We start from the raw sequence: 20,015 nt of genomic DNA, 5'->3' as shown, positions 1-20,015 counted from the left end.
ATGTGTTAACCACCATAGAACTCTGAGTATATATTCAGAGTTTTATGGTTTTAAAGTTTAAAAATGATAACACTAATCACTCTTACTAATTTAGTAGCATGTTATGCTTTTTATAACACATCTAAACGAGCATTGTTAAATAGAACAACTTTTTTGGGATATTGGTTTCAATCAAATAATAAAATTTCAAAGTTTGTTGGTATTACTTTGATATTAATTGGTATGTTATTGTCTGTTTTATATTTAGGTGTTACCAGTGGGATTTTATTTTTTTTAATACTTTTTATAACAGTTTTAAGTCTCTTAATAATAGTTATTCCTATGAAAATAGTCAACATTGATAAAATTCTATTACTATTACTATTAGGAATTTTTACTGAAATTATAATTGCTTATGCCAGCTAATCCAAAATATTTAAATCCATCACCTTGGCATCAGTTTGCTAAGATTTCAGCTGGAGTATTAGGCGGTTATCTAATTACTGCTCTGTTTCACATGTGTTTACCTTTATGGTTTCCTTATCCAAAAGAAATTCTAATTAGTTCAGTTTTCACTGTATTTATTTTGTGGGCAATTCTACTTATTGTTCCTTTTTTATTTCGAAATGGCTGGAAAGTTTGGGGATTATATCTTTTACTTATGATTGTTTTATATATGATTTATCATTTTGGAAATCAAAATAATCCGTTCTTATAATGAGTAAAAGAAATTATAATGTGTTTTTCAATACACATACAGTAAGTGGTATTGTAATTAGTGTTGCTCTTTATGTTATATTTTTCACTGGTGCATTTTCATTATTTAAGGAAGAAATAGAACTATGGGAAGCTCCTAAAACCGAGAAACGTTCTTCTAAAGCAAATATTAACGTTGATAGCGTTTTAAATCATCTAGATGAAAAATATAGTTTAAAAGGAAGGGATATTCAGTTAAATCTTGATGTTAAGGGAAATACAATTTATAGCTTTTTAGGTGAAGTAAAAGATTCAACGGTAGCTAAAAAAGAAGTTCATGGCGAATTTTTATATATCAATACCGAAACTTTAGAAAAGAGAACATACGAGGAGAATTACAGCTTAGGAGAATTTTTGTATCGATTGCATTTTTTTGCTCAAATACCTTATGTAGGTGTATATTTAGCTGGATTTGTAGCGCTTTTCTTTTTGTTTGCCATTGTTACAGGTGTTATCGTTCACTGGAAAAAGATAATTCCTAATTTCTACCATTTCAATCCTAAAATAGCCTTAAAAAGAGTTTGGACCGATGCACATACCGCATTAGGAATTATTGGATTACCTTATCAATTCATTTTTGCTGTAAGTGGTGCTTATTTTGCACTTAGTATACTTGTTTTACTTCCTGCGAACTTTCTATATGGTGGTGATCAGGGCAAACTCATTGGAGATATGCGTCCTGAAAGAAAAGTTGTAAAATGGATAGGAGAGAAGGATCATCATCAAAATGCTATTGGTTTTAATACTGCATTAAATCAAGTTTCAAGCGAGTGGAAAAACTTCCATATTTCACAATGTTTTATAAAAAACTATGGTGGAAAAAATATGCAGTACGTAATTACTGGTGAACTTGAGGATCAAGATCGTTTCGTTGGTATTGGAAGAATGGTAATTGATAGCTATTCAGGTGATATTTTAGATAAGAAAATTCCCAATGAATTAGATTATCTAGTAGATTCTCAATTTGTAATGAGTAGACTACATTTTGCCAGTTATGGTGGAACTCCATTAAAGATTATATATTTTGTTTTGGCATTAATTACATGTTTTGTAATTATAACAGGAGTTTTAATTTGGATTGAAGCTAGAAACAAAAAAAGTAAAACACTCAAACAAAGATTGTATACTACGAAAGTCGGACATATTTATCTTGCCATTTGCTTGACGTTGTTTCCTGTTACAGCTTTATTTTTTATTATTGTCAAAATACTTCCAGAGGTTTATGAAACTCAAAAAATGAGTATTCTATATACCTGGTTTTTTGGTGTTTGGCTTATACTCACTTTATACTATCGATTTAAAAGAAATAATTATTTCACTAATAAAACCACCCTTTTAATCGGTGGAATTCTTGGATTTATAGTTCCCGTAGTTAGTGGATTAGTTTCTAACAACTGGATATGGAAAACTTATGCTAATAAACAATTTGAAATCTTTACTATTGATGTTTTATGGTTGTTTTTATCTATAACAGCATTATTAATTTACTTCAAAATTAAACCATCTATAAAAGAACAAAGTAGTTATTCGAAAAATCCGATTAACTATAAAAACTTAAAAACTCTCTTAAAACAAGAAGAGAACCGAACTACGATAAACCAAAATTTACCAATCAAAAAAAACAAAAATTTTATTACTATGAGAACAAAAGTTATTTCATTGTGGACTCTTTTAGTCATTGGATTCATACTTCATCACGTTTACGGAATTGCCAATGTTTATTTTCAAGAATCCTTAGTATTAGAAGGATCAAAAGGAGAAATTCCAAGCTGGGCACATCAATGGAGAATTATATTGGAAGGAATGGCATTTTTATTTGCTGTTTTAACCGTTTCTCTTTCACAAAACTGGTTTAAATGGACTTCATTAATTTGGGCGTTCTTGTTGGGTTTATTTAATGTTTATCATTTTATAACAGCCTTAATTTATGAACCTTCGAATATTTCAGAGATTTTAATATTGCTTTTAATGGCAATTGCTAATGTATTTTTAGTACAAGAATTATTAGTATGGAAATCTCATGTATCTTCTCACGAGTAGAAGATAGAATTTTACGAATTTAAAAACCGATTTAGTTGAATCTGAATCGGTTTTTTTGCTTTAAATCAATAACTTATTCAAATTTAACTTATACGTTTTCCCAATAGGAATCCTAAAATCCCGAATTAAAATTCGATTACCTTCAATTTCATTTATATGATTTTTTGCTACAATAAAAGACTTATGAACCTGAAAAAACGCATCAGTAGGTAATAAATCTAATACGTCTGAAATCTTTTCTCTAACTTTTATTTCTTGTTCAGTTGTTGTAACTCTTACATAATTGCCGGTGGCCTCAATAAAGAGAATTTCATCTGTTTTCACCTGAACTAATTTTTTATTCGATCGTAAAAACAAACTGTTTGTTTCTTTACTAACATTTACATTAGAAACTGTTGTAGTTGATCCTTCTATTTTATTAATGGCTTTTATAAATCGATCAAAACCAAATGGCTTCAATAGATAATCAATAATATTAAGTTCGTAACCTTCTAATGCATATTCTTGATACGCAGTTGTGACAATTACTTTAGGAGGATTTTGTAAGGTACGCAGAAACTCAAACCCTTTTAATTTCGGCATATTCAGATCCAAAAAAATCAAATCCACCTGATGGTTTCGCAAACATTCCATAGCTTCTATAGCATCATAACAATGCTGCACAAAAGAAAGATTTGGCAAGGCATCACAATATCCTTTTATAATATCATGAGCAATATGTTCATCATCAATTATTATATATTTAATCATAATTGTATCGAAAGTTTTGATGAGTACACTTCATTTTCAATCAAAGTTGAGTATTCATGCTTTTTCGGGTATGCTAATTCCAACCTTCTTTTTAAATTTTCTAATCCAATTCCTTGAACCGATTTGTCTTCGGAATCAAAGTTATTTTGAATACTAAAGGTAACCTTATTCTGAATAGTTTTAATAGCGATAGTTACAAAAGCATCATTACGTAATACTTCAACTCCGTGTTTAAATGCATTTTCAACTAAAATGATAAACAATAAAGGCATTATTTTCAACAGATCATTATCAACATCAATTTCGAATTTCAAATCAATGTTTTTGTGATAACGCATTTTATGAAGTTCAATATAATTGTGAATAAAATCTATTTCCTTAGCTAAAGTTACATACTCTTTTTGTCCTTCATAAATACTGTAACGCATCATATCAGACAACTTTAAAATCAAGGCTTTTGCTTTTTCGCTGTCTTTATCTACCAATCCATAAAGGTTATTCAACATATTAAAGAAAAAGTGCGGATTTACTTGAGATTGCAAATGCATTAACTCCGTTTTAGCTTTTTCATTCTTAAGATTGATAATGAACTTTATATTCACAAACAACCAATGCGCTACTGCAATACAAACTGAAATAAAGTATAAAAACAAGAATTCTATAAATCCTTCTATTTTACCAAATACATCGTTAAATAGAACAATTATAACTCCAATTACCAACAGTAAGAAACGTATGTTTCTCAATGTAAATAGCTTTTTGACATGTTTAATTTTTGTAATCACAATTCAATATTAGGTAATAAATCTAGTGCAGACAAATAAGTTGATAAACTATCAAAAATCAGTTATAAAACTTCTTATTATTGGGACAAACGTACTTTAAACTTTCTAAATAACAATTCACATTCAACTCTTTCTAATTCTTCCCTAAAACTTTAAAGAATTTGAGATTCCAAATAGGTTTGGCATATAATTTTAAAAGTCAACTTATGGAACTCGTTATAAAAAACGTAAGTAAAACCTATGATAATGGTGTAAAAGCATTGCAGAATGTATCTCTAGAAATCCCTAAAGGGATGTTCGGATTATTAGGTCCGAATGGAGCTGGAAAATCTACTTTAATGCGAACGATAGCCACATTACAAGATGCAGATCAAGGAGAATTATCATTTAACAACATTAACATTCAAAACGATAAACACTCACTTCGAAAAATACTTGGGTATTTACCTCAGCAATTTGGAGTTTATCCTAAAATGTCAGCAGAAATTTTATTGAATCACCTCGCTGTTTTGAAAGGAATTACCATCAAGAAAGAACGCAAAGCAATTGTTGACGCATTACTTCATAAAACCAACTTGTATGAGGTACGAAAACAAAATTTAGAGGGATTTTCTGGTGGAATGAAACAAAGATTTGGAATCGCACAAGCTTTACTGAACAATCCGAAATTATTAATTGTAGATGAACCCACAGCAGGTTTAGATCCAAAAGAGCGAAACCGATTCTATAATTTGTTAAGTGAAATTGCAGAAAACATTGTCGTCATTTTTTCAACTCATATTGTGGATGATATAAAAGAATTGTGTTCGAATATGGCTATTATGAATAGAGGAGAAGTAGTTCTTACAGGAAAGCCATTAGAACTGATTCAGCAATTAGAAGGAAAAGTATACCAAAAGAGTATTAAAAGAAAAGAATTGGAACACTACAAACAGGAATATCATGTGATAAATGATAAACTATTTCTAGGAAAACCAATAATTCGTGTGTTCAGTGAAGTACATCCAGGAAACGGTTTTATTCCTGTAAAGGCAACTCTAGAAGACTTATACTTTTCAAAAATCAACAATTAATCTTTTCTAATTATGTGGTACGAAATATTCAAATTTGAATTAAAATATAGAGTTAAAAGACCTGAAACGTATGTGTTTTTAGTTTTTCTACTATTGTTTTCCATGGTAGGTGTAGATTTTATTTTTCAAGGTGTTGATTTAGGAATTATGAAAAAAAACGCTCCATTAGTCATTGGAAAAACTATGGGAGCAATTACTGGAATATTTATGATTCTTGTATCAATGATTATGGGAGTTCCTGTATTGAGGGATTTCCAATACAATACCGAATCCATTTTATTTGTAAATCCAATTTCAAAAAGAGATTATTTACTTGGTAGATTTTCAGGTTCATTTGTCATTTTACTTTTCATTTTTAGTGGGGTTTTATTTGGAATAATGATAGGATCTCAAATGCCATGGCACAAAGCTTCTGAAATGTTAGCCTTTGATCCTTGGACATACATACAAACATTTATAGTAGTCGTTTTACCTACGTTATTTTTTGGAGCTTGTACCTTTTTTGTAACAGGAATGTTAAGCAAAAACCTAATGGTTGTTTACACACAAGGAATTATATTATTTGTAATTTTCTTATTAACCAAGGCGATTACGAATGAATATTTACAAGGAATTTTCGATCCTTTTTCACTAACAACTCTAACACAATATTCTAAAGATTGGATTAACGCCGAGCGAAATATGATGTCAATAGCTTTTAATGGTATTCTATTGCATAACAAGGTTTTTTGGAGCTTAATTGGAATTTTAGTTGCTATTTATGGTTATAGAAAGTTCTCTTTTAGTCAATTAGTTAGAAAGACGAAAAAGAAGGAAAAGAAAAGGGAAGTTCACGCAAACAACTCAACTGTAACTACTATAATTCCAAGTATTTCATTACAGTTTAGCTTGAAGTCTAGATTGATTCAATTAAAAGAATTGACCAAATTTTATACGCTATCTATTCTTAAAGAAACAGCATTTTGGGCGATCGTAATTTGCGGAATTATAATTATTTTGATTAACTCAATTAGTTTAGGAACTGTTTATGATGTTGATAGTTACCCTGCCACTCATTTTATAATGGCCGAGTTACAAGAAATGTCAATGTATTTCTTCATAATTATTTTACTTTTTTATTCAGGTGAAATCATTTGGAAAGAACGAACTATCAAACAGAACGTTTTAAGTGATGCCACTCCCATTCATAATTTAATAACACTTGTTTCCAAACTTTTAGCTCTAAATGCTATTTATGTTTTTCTTATGCTAAGTTTAATTTGTACTGGGATTCTGTTTCAACTAAGTCAAGGGTATTATCAGTTAGATTTACATGTATATTTTACTGGATTCTTTATTGAAATTTTACCTTATCTGTTTTTATACACCGTTATAACCTTCTTCTTTCAAATTACAAGTAAGAATAAGTTCATTGGAATTTTCCTAACCTTACTATTTTTCATTGGTAATATCGCTTCTGAATACTTTGGTTTTAATCATAGTTTATACAAGTACGGTGGAAAAACATTAGGAATATATTCAGAAATGAATGGTTACGGACATTTCTTAAAACCCTATTTATGGATTAAAACGTATTGGATCGTTTTTGCTGGATTACTTTTAATCCTAAGTTCTTTAATCATGAACAGAGGAACTGAAATTAGTTTATGGAAACGTATTAAAAATATGAAATCAGAAATGACAAAATCTATACAAATCCTTCTGATTTCATTGACAACGCTGTTTATTCTAATTGGATCATACATTTTTTACAACACCAACGTTTTAAATGAATATTGGACTAATGAAGAAGAACAAACCTTTCGTGCCTCATATGAAAAAGAACTGAAACAATTTGAATATAAACCCCAACCGAAAATAACGGATGTAACGTTGAATCTAGAGTTATATCCTGAAACAAGAAGTTATGAAGTAGATGGAAATTACACACTGAAAAATACTTCTACTGAAACAATCAGCGAAATTCATATTCAAAAAAGAATTGCTTCTCATTTACAATTAAAAAATGTGAAATTCGATAGAGATGTAGTTATTAATTCAAAATATCAAAAGTTCCATTATACTATTTACCAATTACAGAAACCTTTGAGTACAGGTGATTCTTTAAAAATGAATTTTACGCAAACGTTTTATCCCAAAGGCTTTGAAGAGGACGGATCAAAAGGAGATGTAATTTATAACGGAACATTTTTTAATAACAATGTATTTCCAACTTTAGGTTATAACAAGAAATATGAACTTTCTGATGACGAAATACGAACAAGTTATGCATTACCCCAAAGACAAAGAAAAGCTGAGATAAACGATATTAATGAACTTGTAAATGCACGTACGGGAAGTGATTCAAATGGAATTTTACTTGACATGACTATAGGAACTTCAAATTCACAAACTGCTGTTACTTCAGGTAAGTTAGTTAAACATTGGAAAGCCAATAACCGTAATTATTTTCACTATACCAATGAGAATCCAATTATCAATTTTTTCCCAATTGTTTCTGCCGAATATGAAGTTAAAAAAGATGTTTGGAAATCGAATAATACTAAGGTAGATTTAGAAATTTATCATCATCAAAATCACACTTATAATTTGGATCGAATGCTTCATGGAATGAAAGCTTCTTTAGATTATTTCAGCTCGAATTTAAGTCCTTATCAATATCAACAATTAAGAATTATGGAATTCCCTAGATATGCTGATTTCGCACAATCTTTACCAAACGTAATTCCATTTTCGGAAGCTATGGGATTTGTATTAGATATTGATAATGAAAAGGATGTGGATATGGTATTTTATATCACAGCACATGAAATTGCACATCAGTGGTTCGGAATGCAAATAGAAGCTGCAAATGTAAAAGGACAAAATTTTGTTTTAGAAACATTAGCTCAATATGGAGCCATTATGGTTTTACAGCAAGAATTTTCTGAAGAGAAAGTACATCAGTTTCTAAAGTTGCAAAAAGAACGATACCTAAATGAAAGTTGCAAAGCTATTGCAGAACCAACGCTAGCTCTTGTTGAAAACGAAGATTATGTGTATTACTACAAAGGTGTATTAGTAATGTACGAATTACAAAAACTAATAGGAGAGGAGCAAGTTAATAAAGCCCTCCAAAAGTTTTTAAAAGATTGGAATACACACGATGGAATTATAAAAACAAATACAAATCGTTATCCAACTTCTGAAGATTTATTAGAGTATTTTGAAGAAGTTACTCCAAATAATCAAAGATTAATCTTACATGAGTTACTCAGAACAACCAATACCAAACTACTAAACCTTAAATAATAAATAAGCAATGAGGATTATAATAAACAATTCTATAAAATTCATTTTTATCCTCATTTTGGAGCATTAAACTAAATAGATTTTTATAGTGATGAAGAACAATTTGTTAGGTACTGCTTATTAGATTTTATTCTTTTTGCAGTTGCTAAATGTCTAATAGTATAATCAATTCACTTATATTTAAACTATTAATTATTAACCATCATATAAAATGAAATCTAATTTATCTAAATTCAAAAAGTATCAAATCAATAATCCTGAATTATTAAAAAGTATTGGAGGGGAACTTACACCATATCAAGAATGCATGTTTCTTGCAATGATTGGAGATGATGATTTTGATAAAAATCAGAATAAGTGGCAAGATATATGTGCCAAGCAATATGGAAGTCCAACTGCTAGTATAAGCAATTAAAGATTTAAGAAAAACTCATAATATTACTCGTAATTTGTGAGTTTTTTTCTGTTCTTAAAACCACTATTATACCTATAGATAGGTATATAATAGATCAAAAAGATTAAATACTTTTACAATTAATAAGTTTAACTATATCCAAAAAACTTCCTATGTCACAAATTACATTAAAAGAATTAGTTACTAATAAGCGATTAGCTTCTTTAGAACTGCAAGTATATAATTATGTAAAAGAATCACAAAAATCGATAAAAGAAATAGAACGTGGTTTTCAAGGTCTTGCTAGTTCTAACACAATTAAAAAAATTATAGAAGTCTCTCCATTTATCGAGAAAGATAATCAGCAAGTTACTATAAACAGCACAAGTAATTTAGCAACAATAACTTATGATTTTATACCAGATAGTCCAAGCGCTGAGTTATTTTTATCGGGTATATCTTGCGTTAAAGGATCAGGTAAAACAAAAACTAATATTCCACTTTCTATTGGTACTTACGACATAACCATAAAAGTTATAGTTGAAGGCGTTGGAAATTGGACCTTAGATATCAAAAAAATAGAGATCACAACACCAGGTAAAGAGCATGAACGTAAATTAGAAGGCAATCCTCTTTCAAATAATGGAACTTATCCTGAGCAAATTCATTTTACAGACTTAAAATTATGAAAAAGTTAATTTTTACAATTCTCATCGTTCTCTTTCTATTCGAAGTTAAAGGTCAATCCTTATCACAAGATTCAGAAGGATACAGCACAATTATTTTACCATCAACTAATTTCAACTTAGATGTAGCGGATAAAAAAGCTAACTTTAATATAAGTTCTTATCTAAATAAAAAAGGAGAAAAACTTAAATCAACTCAAGCAGGTTGGTTAATTGGTGGAGAAATTAATGCAGAAGTTGAAAATGAAATAGGTTCATTATTTTCAGGAGGTGATATTGCTTCTAATGCAGAAATCAATATTCTTTTCGGTAGAAAATGGTTTGGAGAAAACGTTCCAGAATTAGGTGAAAAATTGAAAAAACTTCGAAAAGGAAGAAAAAATTTACAGAATGAAATTGCTTTATTTAACGATAGATATGATGCATTTCTAAAAGACTTATTAGACAATAACAAAATAGACTTTAAGCTTTCTAAAATGGTTCAGTTTTATGTTTCTACTACAGATGAGAATCGTGAAATTTTGGACAAAAAGTTAGATTCGATACAAAAAGGAATTGCAAACGGAACTATCCTAGATCGTGAAATAAGTAATGACTCCTATGATAAAATTAAAAAATATAATATTAAAGAGCATCAAAATAATATAAAGAAAAATAGAGTAATTAGTGATTCTATCAATGTTTTAGAAAAAACATATAGGTTCAGTTTTAAAAAATTATTTATTCGTAGTGGAATTAGCGGAACTAACTTTAGATATGATTTAGGTCAAGATTCAACGACCGTAGATTCTAGGTTCGAAAAAAGGAATTTTGAAGGTTGGAATCTCGAGGTTGGATATAATATACAATATATGCAAGATCATTTCTTCGGTTGGAGTTATGAAATCAGAAAAACTAATAATTTAAGCGATTTAAAGGAACGAGAATACACTTTAACTAAGGTAGATCCCACAGTTACAGATGGTACTTTTAGTAATTCAACAAATGTGAAAGCATTTTCAGGAACTTTTGATTCTTTCAATAGACATTCATTAAATTTCGATTACATCTGGGTGACTCCAATTAAAAAAGATGATAAGAACTCTAATACCTTTTTATCTTTAAATCCCTACTTTAGACATCGCATATATGACAATAGCCTAAAATTTAGAAATAATACTGTACTGGGAATCGCATTAAATGTATTTAATAGTGAAAAACAAAAAATAATGGGTGGTATTTCTATACAAACCAATGATTTATTCGGAGTTCATGCAAAAGACGAATCAGTTCTTGGAGATCGCATAAGTATAGGTTTAGTGGCCAAATTTTCATTCTCAGGAATTAAATTAGATGATAAATAATTAAATATTATGTTCATATAAATGGAATAATAACTTAGAAACTAATTCTAGGTTATTATTTTGTAATAACATCACAGGTGTTTTATTTCTTAATCACCTTGATAATCTTTTTGGAATTTTTATGATGAAGATTTACTAGGTAATTTCCTGAACTAAGATTTTTAATTGAAGTTCCATTCTCAGGATCTTCGATTTTTCTAACCAATTTACCATTCATATCATATATTTCAATTAAATCAAGTTCTACTTTACTGTTAACTGTTATAATATCATTTGTTGGATTTGGGTACACTTTTGTTGATTCTGATAAAAATTCGTCTATAGAAAATATACTCCTACAGTTTTTTGTTCTTAATTCTTCATGACAATCAGCTGCTAAATATTCGTTACTAGAAGCTAAACCAAATATATTATTGGCTGGTACTTTAATCGAAGATATAGCAATTTCTCCTGTTTCTAAATCTACTGTGTATAAGTTTTCCCAAGGATAATTCAAGTTTGTAAAATATACTTTATTAGATTTGCAATTGCTAAAAACATTAGTAATTCCGAAAGATACTCCAAACAAATCGGAACACGCAACTTCTGATATTAAACCACTCTTTAAGTTATAGGCCAAAATTCTCGAATAAGATTCACTTCCATCAATTGGAATGATACTATTTGGGAAAATTATATTCCCTTTATACAGCGTTAAATCACCAGGTGTTCCAAGATCAAAATTACTTATGAGCTCAACTGCTTCAGAATTTACATTATAGCGGTACAAAGATTTTTTATGGATGTAATATAAATCTCCAGAACCTGCATAAACCAACGAATTACCATACATTCCTTCTGTATTGGGTAGAACTTCATGTGTTCCTTTTTTAATTTCAATTAAACCATTTGCTGTAATTCCATAAATTATACCTTCTTCAGATATTGCTATATCATTTGTAGTAACATCTGTACTTGTAAAGTATGAAAATGTATCTTCTCTATTTAACTTATAAACATCACCTTCCGAATTAATCATATATATGGTTTGAGAAAAAATTACGGAAGTGTGCAAAACGGTAACTAAAACTGTAACTAATAGGGTTAACTTTTTCATGAGATTATATTATTTGGTAATTATTTAATAAAGATGAAAGTAGTTGTTACACACATTTTATGAGTCCAGAATTTTCCAAAATGCTGAAAATTGGATAGATTTTTAAGGTATTTTTAAAACCTTCTCATTTATCAAGAGTTTCAAATTTGGATACTATTGATTTTTTTGTTTCTTTGATTATAATTACAAGACATTCAATTCGTTAATATCATATTTAAACGATATTGAGAATATACTTTCTCAGAAATTTCAAGTCTATACATACCAAATCAACCATGAGTATAAAAGCAATTATAGTAGACGACGAAAGACATAGTAGGGAAACTTTAGAAAAGTTATTAGATTCTTTTTGTAAAGATATATCTGTTATAAAATCTGTCGATAATATTAAAGATGCCATTCAAGCCATTAACCTTGTAAAACCTGATGTAATATTTCTAGACATAGAATTACAAGAAGGAACAGGATTCGATATTCTTACTGAAATCGATTCTATTAATTTTGAGGTTATATTTATTTCTGCATTCGAACACTATGCTTTAAAAGCAATAAAATACAGTTCCTTAGATTATCTTTTGAAACCAATTGATTCCGATGAACTTATAATTGCTGTAGAAAAATTAAAGCGCAAAGACAATATTGTCTACAAAAAACAATTAGAAGCGCTTTTACACAATTTACAGCACCACACTAAACTGAGTAAAATTTGCCTAGCAACAAGTGGTGGAATTGAATTTGTTGCGATTGACAATATCATTTACTGCAAGGCGGACGGATCTTACACAACATTTTATTTGAAAAATAAATCCACCATAATTGTTAGTAAGCATTTAAAAGTCTACGAAAATCTCTTAGTAGATCATCAGTTTATGAGAATTCATAATCGATTTTTAATTAATCTTAGAGAAGTAGAAGGTTATATGAAATCAGATGGAGGTTATATTTTAATGAGTAATCAAGATCATTTAAGTATTTCAAATAACAAAAAAGATACCTTTCTTAGTGTTATGAATCAGCTTAGCTTTTAGTATGTTAAAGCAGTTAAAATATCCTTTCTTTCTTTTTTATTATTTATCGGCTATAGCAATCTTAAGTCTTAATAGTCAAAATGCTGAATTTTATAAGAGTGAGAAAATTCCAGTTACCGTTTTCAAAAGCGATTTAGATACAATTTCTTTTAAAAATTTAAATCAGTCAGATCAATTGTTTGTTCCTTTGAAAGAGTTACCTAAAACAGATAATGTAGGAGCTTTGTTTTGGATTAAGTTAGATTTTAGGCAAGAATATGAACAATTACAGAACGATACAGTTTGGTATTTACGATTTCGTGGTTTTGGGTATTGCTCATTATTTTTTTCAGAAAATGGAAGAATTGAAGAGAAGAAGTTAGGTTTATTTCAAAAAACTATCGAACGTGAATCTGTATTATATAATTCTGGAATCCCTTTTAATTCAAACTCATTAATTGATAAGAAATTTCTGTATTTAAAAATTAAAGGATTAATAAGCATTGATCCACTTAAAAGCTTTCAATTCCATTATGTTTCCAAGAAAAATGAAGAATTAAAAACTAAGCTTTATAGTTGGAATGATTTAAAAACCCTAATTCCTAAGTATCTTTTCTCTGGAGTATGTTTAGTTCTTTTTATCCTAACCTTATTTTTCTATTTACTGTCTAGGAAAAGGGAGTTTATATATTATGCATTCTATATTTTCTGGTTATTTGTTTATCTAAATGGTAATGTATTTCGAACGAATAATATATTTTTCGGTGGGAATAATTTGTTTAGTTATTCATTTCAACAAATTGCCCAAGTTTTCATAAATCTTTGTTATTTACTTTTTGTCAAACACTATTTAACTACAAATTCTAATTATCCTAAACTACATCGAATCTTACAATTTGTTATTTATATTCTTATTGTTATTATAATTCTTGATGTTAATTTTTTACTTTTTGAAAATATTGTCATGCATGTAAATATGATGAATATTCAACGCTTAATTATGGCGTTATTCGGCATATGTGGAATGTTATACTTAGCATTCAATGCGAAAAATAAACTGGCTTATTTTGTAGTAATAGGATCGTTTTTATATATGTCTGGAGCATTGGGCTTATTATTTCTTAAAAACCCTTTATTTATGATCTTTGGGGCATTTTTAGAGATTATAATTTTTACATTAGGATTGGTTTATAAAATTAATCAAGAACAACAAGAAAAGCTGTATTTCCAAAAAGCTTCATTTATCAGCAATAACAAGGCTTTAAGAGCACAAATGAATCCACATTTTATTTTTAATTCCTTAACTTCTATTCAACATTTAATCGTTTCTGATAAAAAGGAAAAAGCCATGCAGTATTTAAATAAATTCAGTGCGCTTACTAGAGGTGTTTTAGAAAGTACGATGGAATCTACAATAATATTATCCGAAGAGATTACACTTCTTAAAAAATACATTGATTTAGAAGCACTTCGATTTGATGCAAATTTTGAATATTCTATTTCTATTTCAAACACCATTGATGTTGACGCAGTTGAAATTCCTATGTTTATTGTACAACCTTTTGTGGAGAATGCAATTAAACACGGCTTGTTGCATAAAAAAGAAGGCGCCAAAAACATTAAAATTCATTTTGATAAAACCGATGCTCACATCATCTGTACTGTTGAAGATAATGGGAAAGGAAGGCAACGTTCTTTAGAAAACAAAACTAAATATCAAGATACTACTAAATCCAGAGGAATTAAAGTAACTACTCAAAGATTACAATTGCTAAACCCTTCTGAAAATAATCCTATCACGATCATAGATAAGCACAATGAGCAAAACCATTCAACTGGTACAAGGGTAATTATAAAAATTCCTACTGAGTTGTAATCTAGAAATTACTTATCAATTGAAATCACTAATCCATCAATCCAAAGTATAAAGACATCAATTGATTCATCAAGTTTGAGTTGAATACTTATAACTTTAAGTGAGTAATTTTTTACTAAAAAAATTAATAACCATTTAAATAATCAAAACTCAAATTATGATTAAAAAGATTTTAAATTTAGAAAACGTCAAAAAGCTTGAAAAGCAAGAGCAAGAATCTATTAATGGTGGCTATATTCTAGGAATATATTGTGGTACAGGTCATCCTTATTGTTGTAGAACGTGTAATGCACAAGGATCTCCGGGAGGGTTTCTATTTAGAGGAATTTGTAATTGCTTTTAAAAATGACAACTAGATTCTTGATATAATTTTAATGCATGCCAATTAATATTCCCCCCAAAATTGGCATGTGTTCTTAGTTTAAATTTTAAAAAATATACTCTTTATTCATCCATCCATAATTTAAAATTTGTAACCTTTAATTTACTTATAATTATATGAGATGAATACTCTTGATGCAACATCAGTTTTAACTTTCTATGTTCAAAAGGAGTGGCATATTTTATAGCTTTTTTTGCGACAATACATTGTCTGTTAGCTCTGAAAAATAACTTTGGATTTAATTGTTGTTCTAGCTTTTCTAATGTTGTAGATACTTTAAACACTTTATTATCTATAGTTTTGCAATATAACAACTGATTTTCAATGTAAAACACAGCAATTTCTTCAACTTTTAACGGAATTAATTGATTCCTGTAGTGTACAAGAAAAGATTTCTTATACATATGAGATTTAGAAGATTCTTTTATCTCTTTCAATGTTTTAATCAGCTTCGAATTGTTATCTATAATAATCTTATCACGAGTATATAAGTTTTGATATTTTAAAATTGCTTTCTCTAAACGAACCTTTTGAATGGGTTTCAATAAATAATCAATGCTACTGTATTTAAAGGCTTTAAGCGCATATTCATCAAAAGCTGTTGTAAATATTATGGGGAAATTAGGAGTAATCTTTTCTAAGATTTCAAAAGAACTGCCATCTGCTATTTTAATATCGAAAAATGCAATGTCTGGAGATTCGTTTTGCTCAAACCAGAAAATACTATCTTTTACTGTTTCTAATACAGTTAACACCTTAATCTCTGGATTCACTTCAAATAGTAAATCACAAAGATTTTGAGCTACACTTGTTTCGTCTTCAATAAGTACTACATTCATGTTAATAAAGGAAGTTTAACAGAAAACAAATCTTCTTTTTTCTCAATATAGATCTCTTTCTCTGCAATTAATTTATATCTATTATTCAAATTCATCAATCCTATTCCAAAGCTTTCTACATTTTCTTTTTCTATTATATTATTTTCAACATAAATGGATTTCTCTTTATTGTAAATCTTTATCTGTAAAGGATTCTCTGAAGTAATAATATTATGCTGTAAGGCATTTTCACTCAATAATTGAATCGACATAGGAGGGACCTTATAGTCATAGTTATCCTCAGATATCTCGATATTAATCTTTAGTTTATCTCCAAAACGTTTTTGTAACAGATCCGAATACGATTCAATAAAATCGAGTTCTTCTTTAAGCGTAACTACATCTGTTTTGGCTGAAGACAGTGAATATCTGTAAGTATTCGAGATATCATTAATAAATTCAAGACTTGCACTTTTCGATTCATTTCTAACGATTGAACTCAACGTACTTAAAGTATTGAAGAAAAAATGCGGACTGATTTGCTCTTTCAAAGCAGACAATTCAGCAGTAGATTTTTCCTCTTTCATTTGAATTAAATTCATTTCCATTTCTCTTGCTTTTTCCATTCGGAGCAACATATACGGAGCCACAATAGCAATAATTAAAACCAAAGAATGATTGATTAAATAATCCTTTAAATAAAAAACGGATAACACCAAGTTAGGATGCGTTTTTGTAACGTATTTGAAAATAAACATATCCATTGCTATAAAAGCTATAAATAATATTAGATTACCTAGAATTATTAGAAAAACAGAATTATTTCGAAATAGCTTTTCTTTCCATGAATAATTATAAAAAGCAAATACGAATAACATTAATAATTCTGTAGCTACACCAACAAAACCAATGCGAACTGTGAAGTAATACTCTTCTTGATTCGCAGGTGTTGGATCTTTCATTGTATATAATTTATGGAAATGATTAAACAATCCAACGTTAGCTAAAATTGTAATTACAAAAGCCGAAATTATTATTACCCAAATGTAATTGGTTTTTCTTTTCAAAAGTTAGGTATTTAACAATGTTAATTTACTATAAAATCATTTATGACTTTAATTTCATTATACTTTTTGTAGATACCCAAAAGATACTTCCTTCTCTGTTAAAGAATAAATATTTCCCGTCAGGAGATAGGCGAGGAGCGAATTCTATGGTTCTGGTATTAATTAAATTCCCCATATTCTTTGCTTTTCCCCAATTGCCTTCTTTATCTTTAAAGCTGATATATAAATCAACAGAGCCAAATCCTCCAGATCTGTTTGAAGAAAAAATAATAAAACTCTCATCAGGAGCTATTGTAGGATCATAATCTCGACTTTCGGAATTGACGTTTTTACCTAAATCTACAGGTTTCTGATACTTACCAGCTTTATACTTGGAAAGTACAATATTACTTGTTCGATTTGGACCGGTAGAATAATATAAAGTTCCATCATTTGAAGTTGTTGGAAACCAATCGTGATGTTCATTACTGTTCACTTCATTACCTAAATAGATTGGATTACTCCAAGAATCATTCTTACGTTTTAACATCCACATATCACAATTAGCTCGAGTAGAATCATTCTTTACAATTGGTCGATCTGTACAATAGTATAACGTATTGTTATCAGCAGATAAAAACGGATCTATTTCTCTGTAATCGCCATCAAGTTCTAGAGGTTTTGGTTGTGTCCAAATTCCATTTTTTTGTTTGGTTACGAATATAGTTCCTCCATGATATCTCCAAGATTCAACAGTGTAATATAGTTCATTTCCATCTGAAGTAAATGTTGGACTATGCACAAAATTCTCAGTAGAAATAAAGCTTTTTGCAAATACTAGCGGAATACTATCTGGCTGTTTTTGTCCCAAATATTCTCCTTTAAACCTATACTTTGAGACCTTTTTTAGATCTGCTCCTTTAGTAACTAAGTATTCTGCAATTTTAGGATTATCCTCTCTAATTGCTAAAGCTAAAGGTGTGTTTCCATAATTATTAATAGCATCAATTTGGGTGTTATCATCTATAATTTTCTTGACTACTTCCAAACTCTTATTCAAAACAGCTTTATGGAGTAGGCTAGAACCTAAATTCACATCTGCTTTTGCTGTAAGCAATAAATCAACCAATTCTTTATTATCAGATTGCACAGCATTATACAAAGGAGTGAGATTATCTCTATTCACCGTATTTACATCAGCATCCTTAGCAAGAAGTGATTTTACCATATTGATATTTCTTCTTAACACAGCATACATTAAAGGAGTATCTCCAAATTTATTCGTTTCGTTAATTTGTATTCCACGTTCAATCAAAAAATTAAACATGGCTTCTTGTCTACAATATGTTGCAAAATGTAAGAGGTTAGAAGCATTTTTACTTTTAATATTAAGGTCTACCGTTTTTAATAAGGAGTCCACCTTTTTTATATTTCCATCACAAGCATGGTTAAAAATTGTTTTTGTTTGTCCGTTTAGTAGAGTAGAGGTTGCAAATACGAGTATGGCTAAAATTATTCTGTTCATTTGAAAATTATTTGTAGTCATAAAACTACAATCAAATGCATTTCAACTATTGAAAATTAATTTAAAGTGGACAATTATAACCTTTAAATGGACTGATTATAATCTAGAGTTTTAACAATTCATCGTTACATAAATAAACAAGTTGTTTTATTTTTGCTTCTGACTTATTTAAATCCCGAAATTTGTTAGAAAAAAGACGTCAATTACCACATAGCCAAGTTGTGGATCCAGATTATTTCATTTTCTGTTTAGAATCAGTTTTAGATGTGGAAGTGGAAAGTATCACACCAACTCAGCAAAAATTAGAAGAATTAACTATGGATTTTGGTATTGCAAGTATTTATAAAACCTGTGATACTATTGAAGGGTTAGAAGAAAGCTTAAATACATTGGTGTTAGACGATCATAATTTTCAAAATTATGAAATCATTTATTTAGTAATGACTGGCGAAGCTAACAGTGTTTGCTTAAACGGTTATTTATATAATCTGCAAGAAATTGCTGAAATTTTTGAAGGGCGGTTGAATGATAAAATTTTACATTTCGCGAATTCAAAAGTTTTGGATTTAGATGAAGACGAAGCTCAATACTTCCTGGATATAACAGGGGCAAAAGCCATTTCTGGCTATGGAAATCAGTTTAATGGAATTGCCAGCTCAAACTTAGATAAGGTTTTCTTCAACTTATTTAATGAGGACGATAATATGTTCGAAGTTGTTGAGCAACTGCATAGAAAACATTACAAAATGTGCAAACTCCTTGATTTTAGATTATATTATTAAAGAACTCTTGAATAACAATCAATAAAAAATGAATATTTTAAATTTAACAGTTTTATTTTCTAGTGGAGCCTTTTTTTTCTACGGTATAAATTGCCTTATATCTCAGAAAATGAAAGATGAATTTCATCGGTTCGGTTTAGCTAAACAAAGAATATTGACTGGATGTTTACAACTACTAGGAGCGCTAGGATTACTATTTGGTTATTTCTTGTTAACACCTTTGATATTTATTTCGTCAATCGGTTTAACAATTCTTATGTTTGCCGGATTTGCAGTTAGATTAAAAATAAAAGATTCCTTTATTGAAGTATTACCATCTTTACTGTTTGCATTTTTGAATTTATATATTTCTATTGCATATTATCATATTATTTTTAGCTAAATAG

General features: G+C 28.9%; 19 protein-coding genes. 13 read left to right on the top strand and 6 right to left on the bottom strand.

Going from position 1 to position 20,015, the window contains the following annotated elements; translation table 11 throughout:
* The first annotated feature begins 63 nt into the window (after positions 1-63).
* Genes BTO06_RS07190 through BTO06_RS07180 form a run of 3 tightly spaced genes read left to right on the top strand, consistent with a single transcriptional unit; the run spans position 64 to position 2,775 of the window.
* Positions 64-405 carry a hypothetical protein gene (locus BTO06_RS07190; RefSeq protein ID WP_100924649.1) on the top strand — a complete coding sequence of 114 codons (342 nt, stop codon included), beginning with the start codon at positions 64-66 and terminating at the stop codon, positions 403-405.
* Positions 395-697: a hypothetical protein gene (locus BTO06_RS07185; RefSeq protein WP_100924648.1), complete on the top strand. Its 303-nt coding sequence runs from the start codon at positions 395-397 to the stop codon at positions 695-697. Before BTO06_RS07190 ends, BTO06_RS07185 begins: the two co-directional genes overlap by 11 nt.
* Positions 697-2,775 (top strand): PepSY-associated TM helix domain-containing protein, encoded by a 2,079-nt coding sequence (locus BTO06_RS07180; RefSeq protein WP_100924647.1) that lies wholly within the window; start codon positions 697-699, stop codon positions 2,773-2,775. Before BTO06_RS07185 ends, BTO06_RS07180 begins: the two co-directional genes overlap by 1 nt.
* A 60-nt stretch (positions 2,776-2,835) precedes the next feature.
* Here the strand turns inward: BTO06_RS07180 and BTO06_RS07175 are convergent, their stop codons facing one another.
* Positions 2,836-3,525 carry a LytR/AlgR family response regulator transcription factor gene (locus BTO06_RS07175; RefSeq protein WP_100924646.1) on the bottom strand — a complete coding sequence of 230 codons (690 nt, stop codon included), beginning with the start codon at positions 3,523-3,525 and terminating at the stop codon, positions 2,836-2,838.
* Positions 3,522-4,271 carry a sensor histidine kinase gene (locus BTO06_RS07170; RefSeq protein ID WP_232731534.1) on the bottom strand — a complete coding sequence of 250 codons (750 nt, stop codon included), beginning with the start codon at positions 4,269-4,271 and terminating at the stop codon, positions 3,522-3,524. Before BTO06_RS07170 ends, BTO06_RS07175 begins: the two co-directional genes overlap by 4 nt.
* Before the next feature lie 245 nt (positions 4,272-4,516).
* Here BTO06_RS07170 and BTO06_RS07165 point away from each other — a divergent pair, with 245 nt between their 5' ends.
* The 5 genes from BTO06_RS07165 to BTO06_RS07145 all read left to right on the top strand — a co-directional run bounded on the left by BTO06_RS07165 (position 4,517) and on the right by BTO06_RS07145 (position 11,097).
* A complete protein-coding gene (locus BTO06_RS07165; RefSeq protein ID WP_100924645.1) occupies positions 4,517-5,383 on the top strand; it encodes an ABC transporter ATP-binding protein in 867 nt (288 codons plus the stop codon).
* A gap of 12 nt (positions 5,384-5,395) precedes the next feature.
* Positions 5,396-8,674, top strand: a complete 3,279-nt coding sequence (locus tag BTO06_RS07160; RefSeq protein WP_100924644.1) for an ABC transporter permease/M1 family aminopeptidase — start codon at positions 5,396-5,398, stop codon at positions 8,672-8,674.
* A gap of 211 nt (positions 8,675-8,885) precedes the next feature.
* Complete coding sequence (locus BTO06_RS07155) at positions 8,886-9,089, top strand: hypothetical protein (protein ID WP_100924643.1); 204 nt, start codon at positions 8,886-8,888, stop codon at positions 9,087-9,089.
* Positions 9,090-9,241: 152 nt separating this feature from the next.
* Positions 9,242-9,757 carry a hypothetical protein gene (locus tag BTO06_RS07150; RefSeq protein ID WP_100924642.1) on the top strand — a complete coding sequence of 172 codons (516 nt, stop codon included), beginning with the start codon at positions 9,242-9,244 and terminating at the stop codon, positions 9,755-9,757.
* Entirely contained in the window at positions 9,754-11,097 is a 1,344-nt protein-coding gene (locus tag BTO06_RS07145; protein WP_100924641.1) for a hypothetical protein, read from the top strand. Before BTO06_RS07150 ends, BTO06_RS07145 begins: the two co-directional genes overlap by 4 nt.
* 82 nt (positions 11,098-11,179) lie before the next feature.
* On the opposite strand, the gene BTO06_RS07140 is transcribed toward BTO06_RS07145, so the two are convergent.
* On the bottom strand, positions 11,180-12,193 hold the full coding sequence (locus BTO06_RS07140; RefSeq protein WP_100924640.1) for a T9SS type A sorting domain-containing protein: 1,014 nt from the start codon (positions 12,191-12,193) through the stop codon (positions 11,180-11,182).
* A gap of 275 nt (positions 12,194-12,468) precedes the next feature.
* Between BTO06_RS07140 and BTO06_RS07135 the strand changes: the two genes are divergently transcribed.
* From BTO06_RS07135 to BTO06_RS07125, 3 genes are all read left to right on the top strand, one after another.
* Complete coding sequence (locus BTO06_RS07135; RefSeq protein WP_100924639.1) at positions 12,469-13,221, top strand: LytR/AlgR family response regulator transcription factor; 753 nt, start codon at positions 12,469-12,471, stop codon at positions 13,219-13,221.
* A gap of 1 nt (position 13,222) precedes the next feature.
* A complete protein-coding gene (locus BTO06_RS07130) occupies positions 13,223-15,076 on the top strand; it encodes a sensor histidine kinase (RefSeq protein ID WP_100924638.1) in 1,854 nt (617 codons plus the stop codon).
* A gap of 157 nt (positions 15,077-15,233) precedes the next feature.
* Entirely contained in the window at positions 15,234-15,419 is a 186-nt protein-coding gene (locus BTO06_RS07125) for a hypothetical protein (RefSeq protein ID WP_100924637.1), read from the top strand.
* Positions 15,420-15,520: 101 nt separating this feature from the next.
* Here BTO06_RS07125 and BTO06_RS07120 read toward each other — a convergent pair whose 3' ends face one another.
* Genes BTO06_RS07120 through BTO06_RS07110 form a run of 3 tightly spaced genes read right to left on the bottom strand, consistent with a single transcriptional unit; the run spans position 15,521 to position 18,847 of the window.
* Entirely contained in the window at positions 15,521-16,297 is a 777-nt protein-coding gene (locus BTO06_RS07120; RefSeq protein ID WP_100924636.1) for a LytR/AlgR family response regulator transcription factor, read from the bottom strand.
* On the bottom strand, positions 16,294-17,343 hold the full coding sequence (locus tag BTO06_RS07115; protein WP_100924635.1) for a sensor histidine kinase: 1,050 nt from the start codon (positions 17,341-17,343) through the stop codon (positions 16,294-16,296). The genes BTO06_RS07120 and BTO06_RS07115 overlap by 4 nt, the downstream gene beginning before the upstream one ends.
* Before the next feature lie 40 nt (positions 17,344-17,383).
* Positions 17,384-18,847, bottom strand: coding sequence for an ankyrin repeat domain-containing protein (locus BTO06_RS07110; RefSeq protein WP_198517141.1), 1,464 nt, complete (start codon positions 18,845-18,847; stop codon positions 17,384-17,386).
* A 182-nt stretch (positions 18,848-19,029) separates the two neighbouring features.
* On the opposite strand from BTO06_RS07110, the gene BTO06_RS07105 reads away from it, so the two are divergent.
* Positions 19,030-19,629, top strand: a complete 600-nt coding sequence (locus BTO06_RS07105) for a DUF6642 family protein (protein ID WP_100924633.1) — start codon at positions 19,030-19,032, stop codon at positions 19,627-19,629.
* A gap of 28 nt (positions 19,630-19,657) precedes the next feature.
* The gene (locus BTO06_RS07100; protein ID WP_100924632.1) at positions 19,658-20,011 is read left to right on the top strand and encodes a DoxX family protein; all 354 of its coding nucleotides are present in this window, start codon (positions 19,658-19,660) and stop codon (positions 20,009-20,011) included.
* The last annotated feature ends 4 nt before the right edge of the window (positions 20,012-20,015 follow it).

The sequence above is a fragment of the Tenacibaculum sp. SZ-18 genome, from assembly GCF_002813915.1.
In the GTDB taxonomy this organism is placed as follows: domain Bacteria; phylum Bacteroidota; class Bacteroidia; order Flavobacteriales; family Flavobacteriaceae; genus Polaribacter.
Note: the sequence above shows the minus strand (reverse complement) of the source record. Positions and strands in the feature narration are given on the sequence as shown.